At 66.9% G+C, this 21,540-nt stretch carries 21 protein-coding genes and 1 other RNA gene; 7 read left to right on the top strand and 15 right to left on the bottom strand.

Translation table 11 applies throughout. The features are described from left to right. Window positions 1–108 precede the first annotated feature (108 nt). Window positions 109–1,452, top strand: coding sequence for a histidine phosphatase family protein (locus tag ABQE93_RS21985; protein ID WP_448412459.1), 1,344 nt, complete (start codon window positions 109–111; stop codon window positions 1,450–1,452). A gap of 160 nt (window positions 1,453–1,612) precedes the next feature. Beyond that, complete coding sequence (locus tag ABQE93_RS21980) at window positions 1,613–2,470, top strand: IclR family transcriptional regulator (RefSeq protein WP_448410600.1); 858 nt, start codon at window positions 1,613–1,615, stop codon at window positions 2,468–2,470. Window positions 2,471–2,474: 4 nt separating this feature from the next. Here the strand turns inward: ABQE93_RS21980 and ABQE93_RS21975 are convergent, their stop codons facing one another. After that, entirely contained in the window at window positions 2,475–3,584 is a 1,110-nt protein-coding gene (locus ABQE93_RS21975) for an acyl-CoA dehydrogenase family protein (RefSeq protein ID WP_448410601.1), read from the bottom strand. Window positions 3,585–3,639: 55 nt separating this feature from the next. Between ABQE93_RS21975 and ABQE93_RS21970 the strand changes: the two genes are divergently transcribed. Further along, window positions 3,640–4,608: an acyl-CoA dehydrogenase family protein gene (locus ABQE93_RS21970; RefSeq protein ID WP_448410602.1), complete on the top strand. Its 969-nt coding sequence runs from the start codon at window positions 3,640–3,642 to the stop codon at window positions 4,606–4,608. Here ABQE93_RS21970 and ABQE93_RS21965 read toward each other — a convergent pair. Then, window positions 4,605–5,303, bottom strand: coding sequence for an Ntn hydrolase family protein (locus tag ABQE93_RS21965; RefSeq protein ID WP_448410603.1), 699 nt, complete (start codon window positions 5,301–5,303; stop codon window positions 4,605–4,607). The genes ABQE93_RS21970 and ABQE93_RS21965 overlap by 4 nt on opposite strands. A 54-nt stretch (window positions 5,304–5,357) precedes the next feature. Between ABQE93_RS21965 and ABQE93_RS21960 the strand changes: the two genes are divergently transcribed. After that, window positions 5,358–5,903 (top strand): hypothetical protein, encoded by a 546-nt coding sequence (locus ABQE93_RS21960; protein WP_448410604.1) that lies wholly within the window; start codon window positions 5,358–5,360, stop codon window positions 5,901–5,903. Here ABQE93_RS21960 and ABQE93_RS21955 read toward each other — a convergent pair. Further along, window positions 5,856–7,328: a serine hydrolase domain-containing protein gene (locus ABQE93_RS21955; protein ID WP_448410605.1), complete on the bottom strand. Its 1,473-nt coding sequence runs from the start codon at window positions 7,326–7,328 to the stop codon at window positions 5,856–5,858. The two genes, ABQE93_RS21960 and ABQE93_RS21955, sit on opposite strands and share 48 nt — an antisense overlap. A gap of 39 nt (window positions 7,329–7,367) precedes the next feature. On the opposite strand from ABQE93_RS21955, the gene ABQE93_RS21950 reads away from it, so the two are divergent. Further along, window positions 7,368–8,189: a DUF1906 domain-containing protein gene (locus ABQE93_RS21950; RefSeq protein ID WP_448410606.1), complete on the top strand. Its 822-nt coding sequence runs from the start codon at window positions 7,368–7,370 to the stop codon at window positions 8,187–8,189. Window positions 8,190–8,404: 215 nt separating this feature from the next. Here the strand turns inward: ABQE93_RS21950 and ABQE93_RS21945 are convergent, their stop codons facing one another. From ABQE93_RS21945 to prfB, 11 genes are all read right to left on the bottom strand, one after another. Further along, window positions 8,405–9,178, bottom strand: a complete 774-nt coding sequence (locus tag ABQE93_RS21945) for an SDR family NAD(P)-dependent oxidoreductase (protein ID WP_448410607.1) — start codon at window positions 9,176–9,178, stop codon at window positions 8,405–8,407. 181 nt (window positions 9,179–9,359) lie between these two features. Continuing rightward, window positions 9,360–9,728, bottom strand: a transfer-messenger RNA (tmRNA) gene (gene ssrA / locus ABQE93_RS21940). A 109-nt stretch (window positions 9,729–9,837) separates the two neighbouring features. After that, entirely contained in the window at window positions 9,838–10,680 is an 843-nt protein-coding gene (locus ABQE93_RS21935) for a maleylpyruvate isomerase family mycothiol-dependent enzyme (RefSeq protein ID WP_448410608.1), read from the bottom strand. A gap of 102 nt (window positions 10,681–10,782) precedes the next feature. After that, on the bottom strand, window positions 10,783–11,604 hold the full coding sequence (locus ABQE93_RS21930) for a thioesterase family protein (RefSeq protein ID WP_448410609.1): 822 nt from the start codon (window positions 11,602–11,604) through the stop codon (window positions 10,783–10,785). Between the two features lie 158 nt (window positions 11,605–11,762). After that, the gene (locus ABQE93_RS21925; protein WP_448410610.1) at window positions 11,763–14,060 is read right to left on the bottom strand and encodes a putative bifunctional diguanylate cyclase/phosphodiesterase; all 2,298 of its coding nucleotides are present in this window, start codon (window positions 14,058–14,060) and stop codon (window positions 11,763–11,765) included. Between the two features lie 138 nt (window positions 14,061–14,198). Further along, entirely contained in the window at window positions 14,199–14,693 is a 495-nt protein-coding gene (gene smpB, locus ABQE93_RS21920; protein WP_448410611.1) for an SsrA-binding protein SmpB, read from the bottom strand. Between the two features lies 1 nt (window position 14,694). Next, window positions 14,695–15,591, bottom strand: a complete 897-nt coding sequence (gene ftsX, locus ABQE93_RS21915) for a permease-like cell division protein FtsX (protein ID WP_448410612.1) — start codon at window positions 15,589–15,591, stop codon at window positions 14,695–14,697. Continuing rightward, complete coding sequence (ftsE, locus tag ABQE93_RS21910) at window positions 15,591–16,280, bottom strand: cell division ATP-binding protein FtsE (RefSeq protein ID WP_448410613.1); 690 nt, start codon at window positions 16,278–16,280, stop codon at window positions 15,591–15,593. The genes ftsX and ftsE overlap by 1 nt, the downstream gene beginning before the upstream one ends. 20 nt (window positions 16,281–16,300) lie before the next feature. Then, window positions 16,301–16,726 (bottom strand): Rv3103c family proline-rich protein, encoded by a 426-nt coding sequence (locus ABQE93_RS21905; protein ID WP_448410614.1) that lies wholly within the window; start codon window positions 16,724–16,726, stop codon window positions 16,301–16,303. Further along, entirely contained in the window at window positions 16,719–17,669 is a 951-nt protein-coding gene (locus tag ABQE93_RS21900; RefSeq protein WP_448410615.1) for a mechanosensitive ion channel family protein, read from the bottom strand. Before ABQE93_RS21900 ends, ABQE93_RS21905 begins: the two co-directional genes overlap by 8 nt. Continuing rightward, entirely contained in the window at window positions 17,659–18,765 is a 1,107-nt protein-coding gene (gene prfB / locus ABQE93_RS21895) for a peptide chain release factor 2 (RefSeq protein ID WP_448410616.1), read from the bottom strand. Before prfB ends, ABQE93_RS21900 begins: the two co-directional genes overlap by 11 nt. Before the next feature lie 152 nt (window positions 18,766–18,917). Here prfB and ABQE93_RS21890 point away from each other — a divergent pair, with 152 nt between their 5' ends. Beyond that, window positions 18,918–20,294, top strand: a complete 1,377-nt coding sequence (locus tag ABQE93_RS21890) for an FAD-dependent oxidoreductase (RefSeq protein ID WP_448410617.1) — start codon at window positions 18,918–18,920, stop codon at window positions 20,292–20,294. A gap of 21 nt (window positions 20,295–20,315) precedes the next feature. Here the strand turns inward: ABQE93_RS21890 and ABQE93_RS21885 are convergent, their stop codons facing one another. Continuing rightward, entirely contained in the window at window positions 20,316–20,669 is a 354-nt protein-coding gene (locus tag ABQE93_RS21885; protein ID WP_448410618.1) for a hypothetical protein, read from the bottom strand. Window positions 20,670–20,691: 22 nt separating this feature from the next. Between ABQE93_RS21885 and hisN the strand changes: the two genes are divergently transcribed. Then, window positions 20,692–21,480, top strand: a complete 789-nt coding sequence (hisN, locus tag ABQE93_RS21880) for a histidinol-phosphatase (RefSeq protein ID WP_448410619.1) — start codon at window positions 20,692–20,694, stop codon at window positions 21,478–21,480. Window positions 21,481–21,540: the final 60 nt, after the last annotated feature.

Here is a 21,540-nt window from a genome sequence, read left to right as displayed (position 1 = left end):
CAAGCATCCGCACGACGCAGATCCGTGGGGTGGAAGCACTGGTGTGCCGCCCTCTTCTCGCTGCTGCTCCTGTTCGGAGCAGCGATCCCGGCCTCTGCGGCCGAGTTGATGAGGGTGACGTTCGTCCGCCACGGCGAGTCGGCCGGCAACGCCTCCGGGCTGATCGACACTTCGACGCCGGGTCCCGTTCTCACTCCGAAGGGCCAGCAACAAGCCCAGGCCGTGGTCGGCGTGCTAGGCGACAACAACTATGACGCCATCTACGGCTCCACGATGGTGCGAACCCAGCTCACCGCGACGCCGATGTCGCAATATCTGCGGCTGCCGATCCAGGTGCTGCCCGGCCTTCAGGAAATCGAGGCCGGCATCTTCGAAGGCACACCCGAGAGCGAAGCCGAGGAGGGTTACGCCCAGGCCATGCTGGCGTGGACCTTCGCCGGTCAGCGCGACGTGCGGATCCCGGGGTCGATCAACGGCCACGAGTTCGACGCCCGGGTCGACGGTGCGCTGCGGGCCATGTACGACAAGGGCGACCGCAACCCGGTCGTGTTCTCCCACGGCGGCACCATCATGTTCTGGACGATGATGAACGTCTCGAACCTCACCTTGCAGCAGAAGATCGAGCTGCTGCGCACCAGCCCGTTGGACAACACCGATTACGTTGTGATCGAAGGCAATCCCGAGGACGGGTGGATTCTGGTGAACTGGAACGGCCAGCAGTTCAGCCCCGATCTCACGCTCGCCGGGGCAACGAGGCTCCACATCCGGACGTTGAGCCGACAGCTCGTGACTACCGCACGTCAGGTTGCCGAAGCGTTGGCCACCAGAGACCCCGCGACGATCGCCACCGCGTTCAACCGCGGTTTCGCAGACGCTGCATACTCGCTCGTCAAGTTCCAGCGCGCGATGGCCGCCAAGGTCAGCAGCGAACTCGCCGAGAAGTTCGCCCCCGCCGCGCCGGCGTCGTCGTCACCGGTCGAGGTATCCACCGTCGATACGGCCACCGACTCGGCGGCCGCCGAGGACACGCGCGCCGTCCCCTCAGGTGCCGACGTCTTGTCCGTCAACGACCTTGCGGCGGTCTCCTCCGATAGTGGCCCGCAGGCCGGCACCGCGGAACCGACAGAGGCTGCGGAAGCTACGGAGGCTCGGGAGGTTGCGAACGCCGTCGACGACGCGCAGACCGTCCCCTCGGAAACCGACGCGCCCGACGATGACGCGCCGGGCGTGACGGCCAACGGCGCAACCGACCTGAAGGACGGGAACAAGGCCGTGCCCGGTACCACGCAGCCTGGCTCCACGTCGCCGGGAACCCGGTCGTCCGACACCTCAGACGAGGCCGACGACGACGTCACCGGAGCACCGACGCTCGGCGACACGGGCGACGACGACGCCGGATCCGACGCGCGCGGCGACGCGGGCAACACCGGTGAGGCAAGTGTGGCTGCATGACGCGGTAGCCAGCCACTCAGCACAGCCGGCCCCTACCCCCATCGGTGGCGGGGCCGGCTCTGCTGTGTGATGGTCCCGGTCGGACAAACAACCGGTTTCGGTCACCACCTTCGGTAGCAAGTGGGATCGTTCTCGTGCGGCTACGAGTTCGGAGGTGATCGTGCGAGAATCTCGCGGCAATGCATCGGACGCGCCGACGTCGATGGTGTCCCGGGTTGCGCTGATCCTGAACTCGCTGAACCTCGCCGACAAGCCGCTGCCGCTTGACCAGGTGGCCCGCCAAACGGGCTTACCACGCTCGTCGGCTCATCGGATCCTCAGCCAGTTGAACAGCGCAGGGTTGCTTCACCGCCGCTCGGCGGGATACTGCCTTACCTCCTCGTCCCCGGCGGCGCGACGCGGAGTTGACCATTCCCGGCTGCGTGCGGTGGCCTCCCCCGTGCTGGAGCGCCTCCGCGCCGACACCGCGCTGGCGGTGCATCTCGGCGTCCTACGCGGGGCCGATGTCTTGTGCCTGGACCGGGTTTCGGATGATCACGGTGGTGTGGGACCGCTACGCGTCGCCGGCTACACCCCCGCGCACGCCAGCGCGTTGGGCAAGGCGATGCTGGCACAGCTCTCCCCCGAGAAAATCGACGAAACTCTCGCTACCCCGCTTCGCAAACGCACTCCGGCGACGATCGCCGACCTTCCCACACTGCATCAGGAGTTGGCGCGCATCAGATCCCGGCACGGGCTCGCCTACGACGACCAGGAGCTGGCCGCGGGCCTTTCCAGCGTCGCGGCGCCTATCCGACTCGCCGACGGCGAGTGGGCGGCGGTCTCACTTTCAGGCATCGTGCCGGTCGCTCGATTGCAAAGAGTGGCACCGTTTCTCACCCGCTGCTCCCGGGGCATCGCCGAACGCCTCACCGACTCGACGTCAGCATCGGCGCAGGTCCAAACCGCTTCCGTGGCCGTCACCGACGATATGTTGTCGCGGGTGCTGCGCACGTTGTCGTCCGACGACTGGGTGTGATCGCCTACCAGATGAGGTCGTCGACCTCGAGGCCGAGCGCAAACCTGCCTACGACGGAGAGTACCTGCTCGACATTGCTGGAGACGTGCATGCGCGCCGTCTGCATATCCCGCGAGATACGTTCAACCACAACGTCGTCGGCGTCATGGGTCCAGGTCTGCACGATAGTGGTGACGGCGCGCACGGCCCGATCGGCGGCCATCACCTGATCGCGTCGCGTCCGCAGCACCAACTCGGTGTCCGGCTGGTCGCCGCCACGAACACAGCTCAGGAGCTCAGACACGTTGCGGTGGATCTGGAGCACCGACAGCTCAAGGTCGGTGCGAGCCATGGCGACCGGGTCCGATGGCGTCATCGCATCCTGCGGCCGCGTCGCGACCACACGCTGCGCCGCACCGATCAACGGGATGGTCCCGGCCAGCGTATACACCGTCGGTTGCGGAAGCCGGTCCAGCGCAGGAACGTTCGAACCGAGGTCGAAGTCCAGCCAGCTGAACGAGCGATACCGGGGTACAAATGCCCCGGAGACAACGACGTCGTCAGCGCCGATTCCCCGCAGGCCCAGACCATTCCACGTCGATTCGATACTGTAGTCGGTCCTGGGCACCAGCACAGCCACGAAATCCTGTGCAGCGCCATCGGAACCGACCAGCAGAGCCGCGACGCTCAGCCACGAGGAGTGGTGAGCACCCGTGCACCGCGTCCAGCGACCGGATAACCGGAACCCTCCGTCGACGGCCTCGAGCCGTCCGGTCGGAGCGTAGGACGAACACAGGAGCGCGCGAGGATCCTCACCCCAGATCTCCTGTAGTACTCGCTCATCGCGCACGGAAAGCCCCCAGTTGTTCACCGCAAGCCATCCGGCCAGCCACCCGGTGGACGTGCACGCCGAAGACAGCTCCCGCGTGGCCGTCAGGTAGATGTCGGGTCCGGATTCTAGGCCGCCGAACGGTTCGGATTGCAGCAGCGAGAAGTAACCCGCGTCGTGCAACTGCCTGATCAGCTGCGAGTCCACTACGCCGGTTCGATCGACCTCTTCTGCGGCCGCCGCGATCTGAGGCAGAAGGGACCGCACCGCGCTGAGCACAGATTTCGACGAATTCTGGCCAGTCATCGAACGTTCCCTACCGCGGTCACGCCTACCATTGTCGCTGTCGGTGGAGGTGGGCATGGCCAAACTGGCCGCTGAACGTGAGGCAGTGCGTGCGGTGGTCGACGCGGTGACGGCGGAAGCTGTTGTAGCGCCGCGTGACTCGGTCGCCTACCGGATTCTGCAACCGGCTCGACTGGGTGGGGCCGCGTTGCCCGCTCAGGAGTTCATCGCGGCGATCGGTGAGATCGCCGCACTCGACGGCTTCCGGAGTTGGCTGATTGCCGGTTACAACGCGGCCGCGTATGAGGTCGCACAACTGCCGGGAGATGCGGCCGACGAAATCTGGGGCGCTGATCCGGCCGCACTGGTCGCCGCCAGCTATCGAGCCGAGGGGAATGTTGACGGGGACGGTCGGCTCAGCGGTCACTGGCGATCGGTCGTGGGCGCCGATGCCGCCGACTGGCTGCTGCTGTCGACAAGCGGTGCGCGTCGCGTCCTGTTGCCTCGCGGCGCGGTGCGCGCCGACCCGATCGGCTCGGCCGGTCTGGACGGGGCGGGAGTGGCCGATGTGACGGTGCGCGAGGCGCCGGTAGGCGGGCGCCACATCTTTGGCGGCCGCGACAGCGTCTTCGCGGTCGCGGGGGCGGGTATGGCGGCCGCGGCGGTGGGAGCGGCCGACGGCGTGTGGCGCAAATGCGTCGATCAGATGCGCGGACGCCTTGCCACGTCGTACGGCGGCGAACAGGTCACCGGAGCGGGCGCGGCTCAGTTGGCGAGGGCGGCGTCCGACATCGATGCCGCCAAGCTTCAGGTCGTGACGTCGCTGGAGCACGACGGCGAGGTTGCGGCCGCGACATGGGCGTGCCACCAGGCCGTCGTGCGGGCGCGTGACGCGGCCGACCGGCTACTGACGACCGGTCGATACGCCCTCGCCGCATCTGACCCGGTGATCTCGCAGTGGCGGGCGGTGCACACCGGCGCCGGGATCGCCGCTCGACACCTCGCCGACCTGAATCGCGCGCCGGTATTGCGGATTGGTGACTAGTCGAACAGTCCGTCGAGCGCGCTCTTCTCGAGGGACAACCACCGGTCGACGTGCGTTCGGACGCTTTCGACTTCGTCGGGGTCGAGGTGATGCGCCCCGTCCGAGGTGATTCGACACAGGTCCATCGGTCCCCCGACGCTCGGCGACGAGACATCGAGCGCGTCGAGCACCCGTAGCGCCGCCACGAGGCCGTAGTCGACGCCGCGTTCGGTCATCCGGAAATTCGACAGCAGCGCATAGGCCTGCTGCGCCATCGGCGCTCCGCTACCCACCGCTTGAAAGCCGGTCTCCTCGTAATGGCCGATGAGCCCGTGGGGGTCGAGGTCGACGATGAACGGGCGGTCCCCGGCGAAGCCCGCCGCCAGTACGTAGGTGGCCGGGGTCGCGCCGCTGGTCGACTTCGCGGGCACGTCTTCGATGAAGTTTTCGTAGTGGTGTTTGAACACCGGGACCGTGCGCTGCTGGAGGGCGCGGCCGATGTCGTCGGCCTCTAGGATCCCGTCGGGTTCGGCGTGAAAGATCTGTTCGAGGTCGTAGAGCACGGCCCGCGAACCGCTGCCGCCCCACGCCGCGTGCTTCCCCATCATGTGCAGCTTCTGCGCGGGATAACTCAACCCGCGACCCGGATCGGTGATCTGCGAATCCGACCCCATCACCAACCCGTCGGCGCAGCGCAGCGCCAGAACCACCGTCACCATGCGATGTTCTCACGGCACGCGTCGGATGCGGGCGGGTTACCGTGGCCGCCGATGCACCTGTTTTTCGCCCCGAGGAGTCTCGGGCACACCGACTGCGAACGCGTCGCCGGCGTCGCGCTGGCGCAGCCGGTTCTGGCGCTCACCAGCCTGGCCTACGTCGTCGTCGGGATGGTCGTGCTGTGGTGGGCCACGAGAGCGAGGGCCGTGCTGGGGGCGCTTGCCGGGGTGGCGGCGGTGACGGTGGGGCTGGGCAGCTTCGCCTACCACGGCACGCAGCCGTCATGGGCGCAGGCGGCCCATGACTGGCCCATCGTCGCCCTCGCCGCGATCTGCGCCGCCGGTTTGGCCCGCAGCCGACTCCGGGTGCGCCGGTCCTCGTGGGCGACGGCTGCCGGGGTTTTCGCGTTGGGCTTGCTCGCCTACGCCGCGGGGCGTTCGGGGTCGCCGCTGTGCCGGCCCGACAGCCTGTGGCAGTTCCACGGCGCCTGGCACGTACTTTCCGCTGTCGCAGTGGGTTTGGCGGCCTGGGCGATGAGACCGCGCCCGGCTTCAGATACCGAGCGCGCGGGCCGCGGCCGTCGCCACCGCACCCTGTAGATCCGACACGGGTCGACTACCGGGCAAGTGGATGGCGTTGGTGAACAGCACGACGTAGGTGTTTGAGCCCGGGTCGAGCCAGAGGGAGGTTCCGGTGAAGCCGGTGTGGCCGAAGCTGCCGATCGGAAAGATGGTGCCTCGCGGCCGGGAGTGGCCGGTGTCGATGTCCCAGCCGAGGCCGCGCAGGTTCTGGCCCCTGATCGCCGGATATCTCGGAGCGGCAGCGCGCGCGGCGGCGTCGGCTGCTTGAAGCTGGTCGGTCGAATGGCCGGGCTGTTGGGGGGTGGTCATCAGCTGTAATGTCTTCTGCTGCAATGGAAATAGGCTCGGCTGGCCCGCGAGCTGGTCCAGCAGCGCCTGGGCGAAGCGGCTGACGTCGTGCACGGTGGAGAACACCCCCGCGGATCCGGCGACCCCGCCCATGCGACGCGCCGTCGGGTCGTGCACCGTGCCGCGCAGCAGGTGGCCGAAATTGGGATTCTTGCTGGGATCGACGGCGTGTTCTCCGTCGATCGCCGTCGGCGCGATCCGCGGCAACAGATCGATGCTCCACGTACCCGCCGCGCAGCTTTCGTGAGCCCCTTGGTCTGGTGCCCACGCGAGCGCCACTCCCCTGATCTTGTGGGGCCCACAGGCTTTCGCCGGCGGCAGGTAGCGGGTGTCGTCCATGTCCAGCGGCGCGAAGATGTTGCGCTGCACATAGCTGTCCAACGTCTGGTCCGTGAGCTTTTCGACCATCGCGCCGAGCAGGACGAAGCCGATGTCGGAGTAGCGGAACACCGCACCGGGCTCCGACAGCAGCGGGGCGCTCAGTGCGCGATGGATGCCTGCGGTCTTGTCGGCGCGCTCCAGGCCCCACGGTTCGCGCAGGTCCAGCACGTCGGGTTCACCGGACGTGTGGGTGAGCAACGTGCGCACGGTGACCTTCGCGCGCTGCGGATCGCCGTCCGGGTTGAATTCGGGCAGGTAGGTCTGGACGGGCTTGTCGAGGTCGACCTTGCCCTTTTCGTAGAGCTGCAGAATGGCGGTCGCGGTGGCCAGCGGTTTCGTCAGCGACGCGACGTCGAAGATGGTGTCCAGGGTCATCGGCTCGGCGGGCGACGGTGCGCCGTCGAGCCCTTGTTCACCGGCCAGTTTGCGCACGCCGTAGGCCCGCTCGAAGACGACCTTGCCGCCGTGTCCAACCGCGGCGACGGCACCGGGGAGCCGATGTGCGGCGATCGCGTCGTTGATCACCTCGGAGACGGCCGGGATGTCGGGAGTGGGCGGGGCAGTCGGCGTCCGCACCGGGCTGGTCGCGGCCGGCGGTGTCGGGGTGTGCGATGGGGGTTGGTGCACCGCGGGCGCGGACGCGTGGCCACACGAGGTGACCCATGCCAGGAGAAGCAGGGCCGATGCGGCGAACCTGACCATTGCCACCTCCATCCATTGACGGTGCGGGCGACGCGCCCCAGAGTAAGGGGCATGGAGCGTTGTGACCATCGCGCCGTACCCGCCCCCGGCGACCGAGGGCGATCTTGTTCGCGGCGCGACGTTCTCAGGTTCGGCGCGTCCGCACCTGTGCTGGTGATGCTCGGTATGGCAGGCGCGGCGGTCGATGCGCCGACGGCGGGTGCGCGGCCCTTGCGGCTCGTCGACTTCACCCACCGGCAGGTGCCCGCCGACCAGATCAAGGCGGCCGGCTATGACGGGGCACTGGTCTACGTGTCCGAGTTGCGGCCGGGCGCCGACTTCGATTTCAAGCCGGTCACCCGCGAGTACGCGGATTCACTGCGCGCGGCCGGTCTGCACGTCGCCAGCTGCTATCAGTACGGCAAGCCGGGTTGGGCGACGCCGTCGGACTACACCCGCGGTTATGAGGGCGGGGTGGCGGACGCGCACACCGCGCTGCGGTGGCATGCCGCGGCCGGCGGTCCGGATTCCGCGCCCATCTTCTTCAGCATCGACGAGGATATCGACCTCGACACTTGGAAAAACGTTGCTGCGCAGTGGCTTCGAGGGATCAACTCCGTTGTGGGCGTGGAGCGCACCGGAGTCTACGGGCACGCGCGGGTGTGCGCGTGGGCGATCGACGATGCGGTGATCGGCCGATCGACGTCAGACGGGCACTGGTGGGCCTGGCAGACGAGGGCGTGGTCCGCGGGTAAGCGCGAGCCGCGGGCGGTGCTGTATCAGGCGGTGGTGGTCACCGGGCCGGACACGGGGATCGCCATGGGCGGCACCCAGGTCGACGAGAACGAAGTCCTCGCTTCTGATTTCGGCCAGTGGGACCTCGACCGAAGCTGACTGAGCGCGGCGGGCGTTGGTGTCGGCGTCGTCGGCAGGATGGGTGGTTTGGGCCGAAGCTGCCCCGCTCGCGTCGGTGGTCGACCAGGCGGCCCGCGCCTAGCCCCCGGGCGCCGTTTGTGAAACCTTGGCGGAATTTGGCCGTGTTTTTCGCCCACGTTTCACAAACGGCGTGCCGCAAACTGCCGCCTTCTCAGAGCTGCCGGGCGTCGTCGCTATTGCGCTAGGTATCCCCCGTCGACGGGCAAGACGGCGCCGGTGATGAAAGAGGCGTCGTCGGACGCGAGGAAGACGATGGCGCTGGCGACTTCAGCCGGCTCGCCGAGACGGCCCATCGGATGCATGCTCTCGATTGCCGCCAAGTACTCCGCGCCACCCGGCTCCTCGGGAAGCCGCTTGACACGCTCGGTCCGAATCGTCCCGGGCGCAACGGCATTGACTCTGATCCCCCGGTCGGCCCACTCGACGGCCAGGTGCTTGGCCAGGCCGGTAGCGATGAACTTGGCGGGCCCGTAGGCCGCCTGACGCTTCTGCCCTGCCAGTCCGCTGATCGACGAGAGGCAGACGATGGCGCCACCCCCGATCGGCAACATCGCCTCGATCGCGAACTTGCACGTCAGGAACATGCCACGTCCGTCGATGGCGACAACCTCGTCCCAGTCGGAGGCGGAGACCTCCAGCGCATCGCCGAGCGGGATGATCCCGGCGTTGGCGACCAGCACGTCGAGCCGGCCGTAGCGGCCGGCCGCCGCATTGATCATCCGTTGCGCATCGGCCTCGATTGAGACGTCACCGATGACTGTCTCGACTTCGGCCCCGGCGTTCCGCAATTCGTCGGCCAGCGCAAGCAGCGGCTCGCTTTGAACATCGGTCACCACCAACCGCGCGCCCTCGCGCGCGAAGAGCACGGCCGTTGCCCGGCCGATGCCGAACGCCGCCCCGGTGATCACCGCGGACTTTCCGCGCAGACGCCCTAGCCCTTGAGTCACCGTTTCCCCCTTGTGCGCCGAGCCGCCAACGCGTGATCCCTGAGAGTTAAGCGCACATGTCTCGAAGCGGGACTGGCACAGCTTAAGTGCAGACGCACGAGATTCCCAGCGAAACGGCCAGGTCGACAGATGGTGAAACGAGAACTGGCCAGGGCTCGTTGCCCTGGCCAGTACCTTCGATTGGTGGAGCTGCCGGGAATCGAACCCGGGTCCTGCGGTGTTCCCTCAAGGCTTCTCCGTGCGCAGTTCGCTATGTCTCTACTCGGATCTCTCGGTCACGCGAACAAGCCGAGATGACGATCCCAGTCGCTGTCGGTTGTCCCGATGAGTCCCGCGACCGGACTCACCGGTGGATCCCTCTAGCTGATGCCAGACACCGGGTCGAGGGCTCTCCCGGGCTGACAGACTAGCTGTCGCTTAGGCAGCGAGAGCGTAGTCGCGCTGATTGGAATCGGCGCTTAATTGGTTGCAACGACGCTTACGGTGGTCTCTTGCCTGCACCGGCACGCTTCCCTTGATTCGACACTCGAAGTCGAAACCGTTCAGCCCCTTGTTTAGTTTTCCGAACATCACCTGCCGCGATCGGCAGGACATTCCATAGTACGCCTTCACCAACAACGCACTCCACCGATATCTTCCCGACCCGCGCGAGCCGCGCGTCAGATCACGTAGTTGAGGCGCTCGACGATCCGCCTGCCGACGGCCTCGTCACCGCCGTACGTAACGGCAGCGTGGTCCAGCGCGGTGCGTCCGCCGGCCAGCCGCGTAAACAACAGCCCGTCGAGCTGGATCGTCGACGTGGGCGCCTCGCCGCCGAAGTCGTCGACCACCTGTGCCCTGCCCTCGACCGCCACGTTGATCGTGCGCCTCAGCGGACCCGTCAACTCGATCGACACCCGGGACCCGTCGGGCGCCCCGCCCAACTTGCCGACGACGAAACCCATGCTGGCCGCCATCTCGTCGAGCGCCTGCTCCGCGGCGGATCCCGCTACCTCGGCATCGGAGGCCGGGAGACCGACGCCGTCGCGGATATCGTGCTCGTGCATCCAGCAGTCGAAGACCCGCACCCGCATGAACCGGCCGTAGCTGTCCGGACCGGCCGGGGTCATCGTGACGGCGTTCCAGTCGTCCTCGGACATCGCCGTCAGCGCCTCGCGCCGACCGGCCGTGACGGCGCGGAACCGCTCGAGCAGCTCCGCCGAGCTGATCTGGCGCAGCTGGCGCACCCAGCGTTCGTTCATCGCCCCGATGTCGTTGCGGACGTGCTCAAGCGTGGACACGTCGACGTCGGTGTCCGGGGTGTCCACGCCCGCCAACATCGATTCGGTGCCGACCATGTGGGCCGTGACGTCGTGCACCGTCCAGCCGGGTAGCGCCGTCGGCGCCTGCCACTGCGCGTCGTCCAGACCGGCGGCGAGCGCGGCGATGTCGTCCCACACAGCGAACAAGCCGTCTAACACGGTGGATTTGTCGAGGACAGTCACGGGGCGCGAAGTACTCACACCGCCGAACGTAGCGCTGCGCGCCGGCGAGCGTGCGCAAAATCTGGTGCCGACCGGCGTGTCGCCCTCAAACGCGCACGCTCGCGCAATAAGCAGGGCTGGTCAGCGAGACGGCGGAGCGAATCCTGATTGCGCCACCGACACGGAGATGCTGCTGCCGATCTCGCCGTTCTCGTCGAAAATGACCGCCGAACCGGTCGCGATACCGTCCTGGGTCGAATGGCTCTGCGATGCCAACCCGATCACCGACCCCGCGGGCAAGCGGCTCAGCGTGAGGGTGTAGTCGGCATTGATGAACTTCAAGCCCTCCGAGCTCCAATTGACGAGCGACGCAGTCACATCCGCAGCCATCGCTACGCGGGTGAAGGGTGTCAGCGGCTCGTCGTCGAACAGCGGCTTCACCAATTTCAACCACGTGTACTTCGGACCGCCCTCCCCCGGCCAAGTTTCGTCGGGATTCTGTACCGACAACCCCCAGCCGTAGGTGCGGAGGAACAGCGGGTTGTCGATCGGTCCCGATTGCTTTGGTATCGGCGGCATTTCGATTTGCGGCGACCAGATCTTCCCGGTCGGCTGCTCGCCACGACGCAGGAACAGACCACTCGCCTGCGCAACGACCTTTCCGCCTTGGCGAATGACCGCTTCGACGAGACGCAACCGCTTACCGCTACGGATCTCACGGGTCTGCAACTCGACGGGCGCGATGGCCGCCGGCCTGGGCAGGTCGACCGTCAACCGCGCAGGCAGGAAATCCGAGTCGTCGACAACCCGTTCGACGGCCCATCCCAACAGACCGCCGACCACGTGACCGCTGATGAGCGGGCCCCAGCCGCCCCTGGCGATCCGTCGCGGGTGAAAGCTGTCACCACGACGTTCGAAAAACGCGGTAGTCGCCGTCTCGGCCGAACTCGTCGCTTCTGTCAACGGTGGCGCTCCTACGGTTCGACCGGCTAACTAATCGCTATCAGTATCGCCTAACGCTTCCGGCGGTCAGCGGACTGTCCTCCTAGCCCGCGTCGGCCTCACCCGCTTGCTCGCACCGGCAGCAAGAGTGTCGAGCTTCGTCACCGGACGCGAGGAGCTCACCGCCTGACCGTACGGTCAGCGGTGAGAGGTTCGATGGCACGGTCGGCGATCGCGGCGGGTCTTCCGAACAGATGTCCCTGAGCGAAGCCGCAGCCGGCGCGAAACACCATCTCCGCCTGGTCGTCGGTCTCGACACCTTCGGCGACCACCTCCAGGCCCAACGGGTTGCACACCGCGGTCACCGAGCGGTACAGCGCGGCGTCTCGCGCCCGTTCCACACCGGTCACCAGGCTGCGGTCGAGTTTGACGACGTGGACAGGCAACGCGTGCAGATAGGTCAACGAGTTGTATCCGGCCCCGAAATCATCCAGCGCGACTTTGACACCGGTGGCGTTGAGCCGCTCGATCTGTGCGGCCGCCTCCTCGAGATCGATAATCGGCACGGTCTCGGTGATCTCCAGCGTCAGCCGGCTGGGCGCCATGCCGTAGCGGGCCAGCGTCGCGGCCACGACGTCGTGGAAACGCCCCCCGTGTAACCGTGCCGCCCCGATGTTCACGTGGATACCAAGGTCCGTGCCAGCGGCGGTGAGTTCCCGACAGCTCAGATCCAGGATCATCGCGTCCAGGACATGCCCGAGTCCCGCGGCCTCGGCCGCAGCCACGAATGTCTCAGGCGCGATCTGTGTGCCGTCGGGCGCTGCCCATCTCGCGAGCGCCTCGACGGCCACCGGAGTCGCCTCGGGCAGCCGAACGATCGGCTGGTAGACCAGGTTGAACCCGGCGGGCGCATCGCCATCGGCATGGCGCAGCGCGGTGGGAAAGTCCACGGCCAGATCCGCGATCGACGGATAGACCACGGCGATGTCTTTTCCCAGGCGCTTGCCCTCATACATCGACTGGTCGGCCTTGCGCAGCAGATCGTCTGGGGTCTGGGTGATTTCGTCGGCGCAGTGCCGAACCAGGCCCATGCTGGCGCGGATCCGCACACTGGAACCGTGCACGGCGAACGGCTCTCGAAGCGCCGCCTGGATGCGGTCGGCGACGACTTCGGGCGACGCCATTTCGTCGTTGATCAGAATCGCGAACTCGTCGCCGCCGATGCGGGCCAAGGTGTCTGCCTCTGTCACGCATCGACGCAGACGTTCGCCCACGGCACGCAACAGTGCGTCACCGCCGGCGTGCCCGAATCGGTCATTGACGTCCTTGAAGTCGTCGAGGTCGACGAATATCAGCACGAAGTCGCCCCTGGCGGCGCTTTCGAGTCTCTTGCCGAATAGCAACCGATTCGGCAGCCCGGTCAATGTGTCATGGTGCACCTGGTGCGCGAGCCGGGCCTGCGCGTCGTACAGCCGCATCGTCAGCCGCTGCTGCGCGCGCATCGCAAGGGCCTGACGCGCGGCGACCAGCACAACCATCACCACCGCTCCGCTGACCAGCACCGCGTCCAGCTCTTGGCCGATCATCACGTGGTAGCCGTAAAGCATTGCAATGCCGACAAATCCGGCGTACGGCAGGAGCAGCTGGACCCAGTCCATGACCCGATCACCGGCTTGCGCCGCCGACTCCGATCGCGGTCTCGGTTCGGACAGCGCGTACACCACCAACACCAGCGCGATGACGAACAGGCCGCCGCCCCACAGGTCACCGTTGTGCACACCGACGGTCCGGAAATAGGCCACCAACCGGTCCGCTGACGTGAGCAACATGATTCCGCCGGTCAGCAGCAGGCAGTTCGCCCGAGACGGCCGGCCGGGCCGGTAAACAATGGCCAAGGACACCGCCGCCACCACCGCGCACAATTGGAGTAGCGAATAGGTCACCAGTACGGGGGGATCGTCGGACCGAGGGAACGCCGCGGCAGCCAGTCCGCCGTAGCCGGCGATGTAGGACAGTAGCGAGAACGATATGGCGGCCACGACCCCGTCCAGCACGAAAGCGACGAGAGAATACGGGCGCCCCGGAATGGTCGGAGTGCCGGCGGTTAAGCCGTCTGAACGGCCCAGCACGAGCACGGCAGCGAAGATGAGCACCGCAGGGAGCAGATACGCCACAATTTCACTCGCGCCCGCCACGCGCCCGTCGGCCGACCCGCCGTCCGTCCACCACAGCAACTCGCCGATGAGCCAGCTCAAACAAGCGACGGCGATGAGCACTCGCCACCATCGAGACGGACCGTGCATCCTGCGCGCCACCGCGAAGCCGCGGACCACGACCGCAATGCCCAGGACCGCCTGCATCGCCGTCAACCCAGCCGTGGCCACGTCGTGTCCCCACGGGGCCAGCGCGTTCACCACAACCAGCAGGAGCAGAGCCAGCAAGTCGACGTAACGCCTGCGCTGACCCCTGAGCGACACGCTTTTCCACCTTCCCGCTTCGCCATGATGCCTTACTCGAGGGGCTTGCCCGGCCCGCTCGGCAAATATCGCATTCAACTTTTGCGGCAGCGAAAGGTTACGTCGTGACGGGCTCCCTCCCGCCATCAACTCAATCGATCAGGTCATGCCTTTGGCGCGGCGGCCCAGCTCGCGGATGATCTCCCGGTCCGCATCGCGGCGGGCCAGATCCTGGCGTTTGTCGCGGGCCTCCTTACCGCGCGCCAACGCGAGTTCCACCTTGACCTTGCCGTCGGAGAAGTACAGCGACAGCGGCACCAGCGTCAGGTTGCCGTCGCGGATCCGCCCGATCAGCCGGTCGATCTCCCGGCGGTGCAGCAGAAGTTTGCGGTTGCGCCGCGGGGTGTGGTTGGTCCAGCTGCCGTGGTGATATTCGGGGATGTGCACGTTGCGCAGCCACACCTCGCCGTCGTCGACGGTGGCGAACGCGTCGGCGAGCGACGCCTGCCCCTCGCGCAGGCTCTTGACCTCGGTGCCGACCAGTTGGATGCCGGCCTCGAAGGTCTCCAGGATCGAATAGTTGTGTCGCGCTTTGCGGTTGGTCGCGACGACCTTGTTGTTACTGGACCTGGTCGGGTCGGCTTTCTTGGCCATATCAGCGCCGTATGTAGAGCCGCAGCGTGACGTAGGCGGTGACACCGGACATTGCGAGCCCCAGGAACAGCATGAACGGAGCGCTGAAGTACAGCACGTCGGCGTAGTCGACCTTCGCGATCAGGTTGGCTTGATAGAACTGGTTGAGCGCGTTCTCCAGGAACAACGCCCGCACCACGATCAGCCCGATGATCGCGATGATCACCCCGATCAGCGCAGCGAGCATCGCCTCCACCAGGAACGGCAACTGCGTGTACCAGCGGCTGGCGCCGACCAGTCGCATGATGCCGATCTCGGTACGACGGGTGTAGGCCGCGACTTGGACCATGTTGGCGATCAACAGCACCGCGCCGACCGCCTGCACCAGCGCCACGGCGAACGCCGCGTTGCTGATGCCGTCGAGAACCGCGAACAGCCGGTCGATCAGGTCCTTCTGGTTGAGCACGTTGAGCACCCCGGGTTGGCCGACCATGGCCTCGTCGAACTCGTGGTGTTGTTCGGGGTTCTCCAGCTTGACGATGAACGACGCCGGAAACGCGTCGCGCCCGGCGACGTCCTTGTACTGCGGGAACTTCGTGATGGCGTCCTCGTAGGCCTGGTCGCGGTTGAGGAAACGCACCGAGCGCACGTCATCTCGGTTCTCGATCTGCTCGCGCAGCGCCTGACACGGGTCGGCGTCGCAGGTCGGGTCGTTGGCGGAGACGTCGTTGGTCAAAAAGACCTGGCTCTCCACCCGATCGAGATAGATGTCGCGCGACTGGTCGGCCAGCCGCAGCACCAGCAGCCCACCCCCGAACAAGCCGATCGAGATGGCTGTGGTCAGGATCATCGCCACCGTCATGGTGACGTTGCGCCGAAATCCGGTCAGGACCTCGTTGATCAGGAAGCCGAAGCGCACTAGCGGTCCATTCCGTACACGCCGCGCTGCTCGTCACGAATCAGCCTGCCCAGTTCGAGCTCGACGACGCGCTGACGCATCGAGTCGACGATGTGATGGTCGTGGGTGGCCATCAACACGGTCGTGCCCGTGCGGTTGATGCGCTCAAGCAGGTCCATGATGTCCTTGCTGGTTTCCGGGTCGAGGTTGCCGGTCGGCTCGTCGGCCAAAAGCACCAGCGGCCGGTTGACGAACGCCCTGGCGATGGCCACGCGTTGCTGCTCACCGCCGGACAGTTCGGCGGGCAGCCGGTTGGCCTTGCCCGACAGCCCGACCATCTCGAGCACGTCGGGCACCACCCGGTTGATCACCTCGCCGCGCTTGCCGATCACCTCCAGCGCGAACGCGACGTTTTCGAACACGGTCTTCTGCTGCAGCAGCCGGAAATCCTGGAACACGCAGCCGATCACCTGGCGCAGGCCGGGGATGTGTCGGCCCGGAAGCTTGTTGACGTGGAACTTCGAGACGCGGATGTCACCGGACGTCGGCGTGTCTTCGGCCAGCAGCAGCCGCATGAACGTGGACTTGCCCGATCCCGACGGCCCGATCAAGAAGACAAACTCGCCCTTGTCGATCTTGACCGAGATGTTGTCCAGCGCAGGGCGCGCCGACGACTTGTACTGCTTGGAGACTCGATCGAGGGTGATCACGGCTGGCCAGTGTAGCGGGACTAGCTGGGTGGAGCCGTCGTCGTCACCGGCGGCTCGCCCGGCGCGGTCGGCGGCGACGTCTCCGGAGCCGTTTCGACGGTGTCGGTCTGCGGCGACAACGGGCCCGGTCCGTCGGGGTCCACTGCCGTGGTCGGCGTCGTCTCGGTCGGCGACGGCGTGGTCGTGGTGGTGGTTGGCGTGGTGGTCGTCGGGTACGACGGTTCGGTCGTGCGGCGCACGTTGGTGCGCGGCACCCACGTGTAGTTGGGGTCAGGGACGAAGCCCGGCGGTACGAACTGCGTCGGCGGTGGGGGCGGCTCCGGTGCGGGCTCGTAGGTCTGCTGCAGCCACACCGCCGCGGCGAACGCCACGATCAGCGCGACTGTCGACGTGCGGAGCCGGCCGCCCAACAGATGGCTCGGGACGCGGAATTTGCGCTCAGCCACCGGGTCGCTCCGCCTTGGCTGCCGCAGGGGGCAGGGTGTCCACGGCAGGTGTCGCATCGGTCTGGGTGACAACGCCGGCGCCGCCCAGCGCGCGGACCACGAGTACGCGCAGTCGCCTGCCGGCCTCGAACTGCTTACCGGGCAGCGTGCGCGCCACCATCCGAACGTTGACGTTGTCGAGGCTGATGCTTTCCACGCCCATCAGCGACGGGGCGTCCAGCAGCAGGTCCTTGAGCAGGCGGTCGTCCATCGACGCCTCGCACACCTCATGCAGGACGTCGTTGACGCGGTTGAGGTCGGCGGTGACGGGCACCGGGATGTCGACCACCGCGCGGGCCCAGTCCTTGGACAGGTTCAACGAGCGCACGATGTTGCCGTTCGGGATCGTGAACACCTCGCCGTCGGCGGTGCGCAGCTTGGTGACCCGCAACGTGACGTCCTCCACGGTGCCCAGCGCGCCATCGGGTGCGCCGAGCATGTTCAGCTCCACCAAATCGCCGAAGCCGTATTGCTTTTCGGTGATGATGAAAAACCCGCTGAGCAGGTCCTGGACCAGTTTCTGGGCGCCGAAACCCAGCGCCGCACCCAGTACGGCGGCCGGCGCCACCAACGAGCCGACCGGCACGTTGACGATGTTCGTGATCTGCACGGCGACCACCACACCGAGCAGCACGATGGACACCCAGGAGATCACCGATGCGACGGCCTGTCGGTGCTTGGACGCCTCCGAACGCACCAGCGCGTCGCCGGTCTCGAAGCCCACCTCGAGTCGCCGGGTGACCTTGTGCGCGGCCCAGTTGATGAACCGGGCGATCAGCACGGCGGCAAGCAACAACACGGTGATGCGAAGCCCCTTGGTGAGGATCCATTCGCCGATGTTGTCGTGCCAGAAGTCATGCCAGCCCTGGGCCGGCGAAAACGCTAGATAGCTGCTACTCGTCATCGCGTCTGTTGCGCCACCGAATCCCGGCTTCGAGGAACCCGTCGATATCGCCGTCCAAGACGGCTGACGGGTTGCCGACCTCGTAGTCGGTGCGCAGGTCCTTCACCATCTGATACGGATGCAGCACGTAGGAACGCATCTGATTGCCCCACGAACTGCCTCCGTCGCCTTTCAATGCATCGAGCTCAGCGCGTTCTTCTAAACGCTTGCGCTCCAACAACTTCGCTTGAAGTACCCGCATCGCGGCCACCTTATTCTGCAGCTGCGACTTCTCGTTCTGACAGGTCACCACGATCCCCGTCGGAACGTGGGTGAGCCGGACTGCGGAGTCGGTGGTGTTGACGGACTGACCGCCGGGGCCGCTGGAGCGGTACACGTCAACGCGCACATCGCTTTCCGGGATGTCGATGTGGTCGGTGGTGTCCACCACGGGCAGCACCTCGACGTCGGCGAAGGACGTCTGACGACGGCTCTGGTTGTCGAACGGGCTGATCCGCACCAGCCGATGGGTGCCCTGCTCGACCGAGAGCGTGCCGTAGGCGAACGGTGCGTGCACCGCGAACGTCGCGCTCTTGATGCCCGCTTCTTCGGCGTAGGAGGTGTCAAACACCTCGACCGGGTAACCGTGCTTCTCGGCCCACCGGATGTACATCCGCATCAACATCTCGGCCCAGTCCGCCGCGTCCACGCCGCCGGCGCCGGACCGGATCGTGACAACCGCCTCGCGCTCGTCGTACTCCCCCGACAGCAGCGTGCGCACTTCCATCGCCTCGATGTCCTCGCGCAACTGTTTGAGCTCAGCGTCGGCCTCTGCCAGTTCGTCGGCACCGCCCTCTTCATCGGCCAGCTCGTAGAGCACCGGCAGGTCGTCGAGGCGCTGGCGCAGCTCTTCGACCCGCCGCAGCTCGCCCTGGGCGTGTGACAACTCGCTGGTGACCTTCTGCCCGCGGGTCTGGTCGTCCCACAAGCTGGGATCGGAGGCTTCGTGCTCGAGCTTTTCGATCCGACTGCGCAGGCCTTCGATGTCGAGCACCCGCTCCACCGTGGTCAGGGTGGAGTCCAGGGCTGCGATATCGGCTTGACGGTCGGCATCCACGAGAAATCAGCGTACCGGCGTGTCGGTTCTCCATCACTGGCGGCAACGAGGCGACCGCACGTTTAGCATCGGGTGGGTAACCAGCCCCGCGACGACGCGACAGCCCCCTGCGTCTCGCCAGGGCAGTGACACGGCCTACAGAAGGTTGAGGTATGCGTCCATATCACGTGGCGATCGTCGGCTCGGGCCCCTCGGGTTACTTTGCCGCAGCGTCGCTGCTGAAGTTCGCCGATGCCCAAGACGACACCGACCAGAAGCGCGACGTGCGCGTCGACATGCTCGAGATGCTGCCCACCCCCTGGGGGTTGGTGCGCTCCGGTGTGGCACCCGACCATCCCAAGATCAAGTCGGTCAGCGCCAAGTTCGAGGCCACCTCCGCCGACCCTCGGTTCCGCTTCTTCGGCAACGTCGCAGTCGGCGAGCACGTGCAGGCCGCCGAGTTGGCCGAACGGTATGACGCCGTGATCTATGCGGTCGGCGCCCAATCCGACCGGCCTCTCGGCATCCCCGGCGAGGATCTGCCCGGCAGCGTCGCCGCCGTCGACTTCGTCGGCTGGTACAACGCGCATCCCCATTTCGGGGAGAGCGGGCCGGACCTGTCGAACGGGCGCGCCGTGGTCATCGGCAACGGCAACGTGGCATTGGATGTGGCCCGCATCCTTGTCACCGACCCCGATGTGCTGGCCAGCACCGACATCGCCGACCACGCGCTGCAGGCGCTGCACGGCCGCGGCGTCGAGGAGGTCCTCATCGTCGGCCGGCGCGGGCCGCTACAGGCGCCGTTCACCACGTTGGAGTTGCGTGAGCTCGGTGACCTCGAGGGCCTGGCCGACGTGGACGTGATCGTGGATCGGGACGACGTCGCCGACATCACCGACGAGGATCTCGACGCGGCGGGCAAGACCGTGCGCAACAACATCAAGGTGCTGCGCAAATACGCCGAGCAGCCACCGCGCGGCGCCAAACGGCGCATCGTGTTCCGGTTCCGCACTTCCCCGATCGAGATCAAGGGCGACGGCAAGGTGGAGTCCATCGTGCTGGGCCGCAACGAACTGGTCACCGACAACGGCCGCGTCGTCGCCAAGGACACCGGTGAGCGCGAGGAGGTGCCGGCCCAACTGGTGGTGCGCGCGGTCGGCTACCGCGGCGTGCCCACCCCGGGGTTGCCGTTCGACGAGCGCAGCGGCACCATCCCGCACACCGCTGGACGCGTCGAGGGCAGCCGCAACGAGTACGTCGTCGGCTGGATCAAGCGCGGGCCCACCGGAGTCATCGGCAGCAACAAGAGCGACTCACAGGAGACCGTCGACACCCTGATCGCCGACCTACAGGGCGACGAACTGCCCGAGCGCGACGCCGATCACGCCGAGCAGCTGGCGCGGTGGCTGACGCAGTGCCAGCCCAAGGTGATTACCAGCGAGCACTGGAAGCTGATCGATGAGTACGAACGCTCGGCAGGTGAACCCCACGGTCGGCCTCGGGTGAAGGTGACCAGCATCGTCGAGTTGCTGCGAATCGGGCACCGTTAGAGGACGGCAGGTCCCGGGGACTCAGGCCGGCGGCGGATCCTGCGCCGGCGGGCCCTCCTGCGGGGCGAACCGCCAGTTGTCGGGATTTTTCGGTGAGTACACGACGGGGAACAACGCGCCCATCGTCGGCCAGTTGTCGACATCGACCTCGAGTCGCTGATACACCACGTGCTCATTGACCGTGGGTCCGTTGATGACGCCGGTGATGGTCGCGTACTGCTGCCCGGAGACGTCGGTGGGACGGGGGCTGACCCCGGTGACCAGTAAGGTGCCCGAGGGCCAGTCGGCTCCGGCGCCGCGGCGACGCATGAGCATGGGCCCGGCGATCACGACGATGGCGCCGATGATGAGCAGCATCGCCAGGAATTCCCACATACCGACATGGTAGGACCACAGCATGAACTCCGAGGCCGATGACCTGACGCTGGCGCTGACGCTCGCCGATGAGGCCGATGCGTTGACCACGGCCCGCTTCGGTGCCGTCGACCTCGTCGTGCAGACCAAACCGGACCTGACCCCCGCGACCGACGCCGACCTCGATGTCGAGTCGATGATCCGGCGCCGGTTGGGTGAACACCGGCCCGACGACGCGGTGCTCGGCGAAGAGTTCGGCGGCGCCGCGGAGTTCACCGGGCGCCAGTGGGTGGTCGATCCGATCGACGGCACCAAGAACTTCGTCCGCGGCGTGCCGGTGTGGGCGACGCTGCTGGCCCTGCTACAGGACGGCATCCCGATGCTCGGTGTGGTGAGTGCGCCTGCGCTGCAACGACGTTGGTGGGCGCACACCGGTCACGGCGCCTACGCACGCGCGGGCGCGCAACCCGAGCGGCGGCTGCGCGTGTCGAGGGTCGACGACCTGGGCTCGGCGAGCCTGTCGTTCTCCAGCCTGTCGGGGTGGGCGGTGCGCGGACTGCGCGAGAGCTTCATCGGGTTGACCGACGACGTGTGGCGGGTGCGTGGCTACGGCGATTTCCTGTCCTATTGCCTGATGGCCGAGGGGGCCGTCGACATCGCCGCTGAACCGGAAGTGTCGCTGTGGGATCTGGCCGCCCTCGACATCCTGGTGCGTGAAGCCGGCGGCGCCTTCACCGACCTGGCCGGGAAATCCGGTCCGCACGGCGGCAGCGCGGTGGCCACCAACGGCCTGCTGCACGACGCAGTCCTGGCCAGGCTTTCCGCACCGTAACCCTGTGAGTTGCGCTACAAAGCCGACGATCTTACTCAAGAGTCAGTTCCGATACCTTAC

Source organism: Mycolicibacterium sp. XJ662 (genome assembly GCF_053484035.1).
The sequence above is the reverse complement of the archived record's forward strand: the minus strand, read 5'-3'. Positions and strand labels throughout refer to the sequence as shown.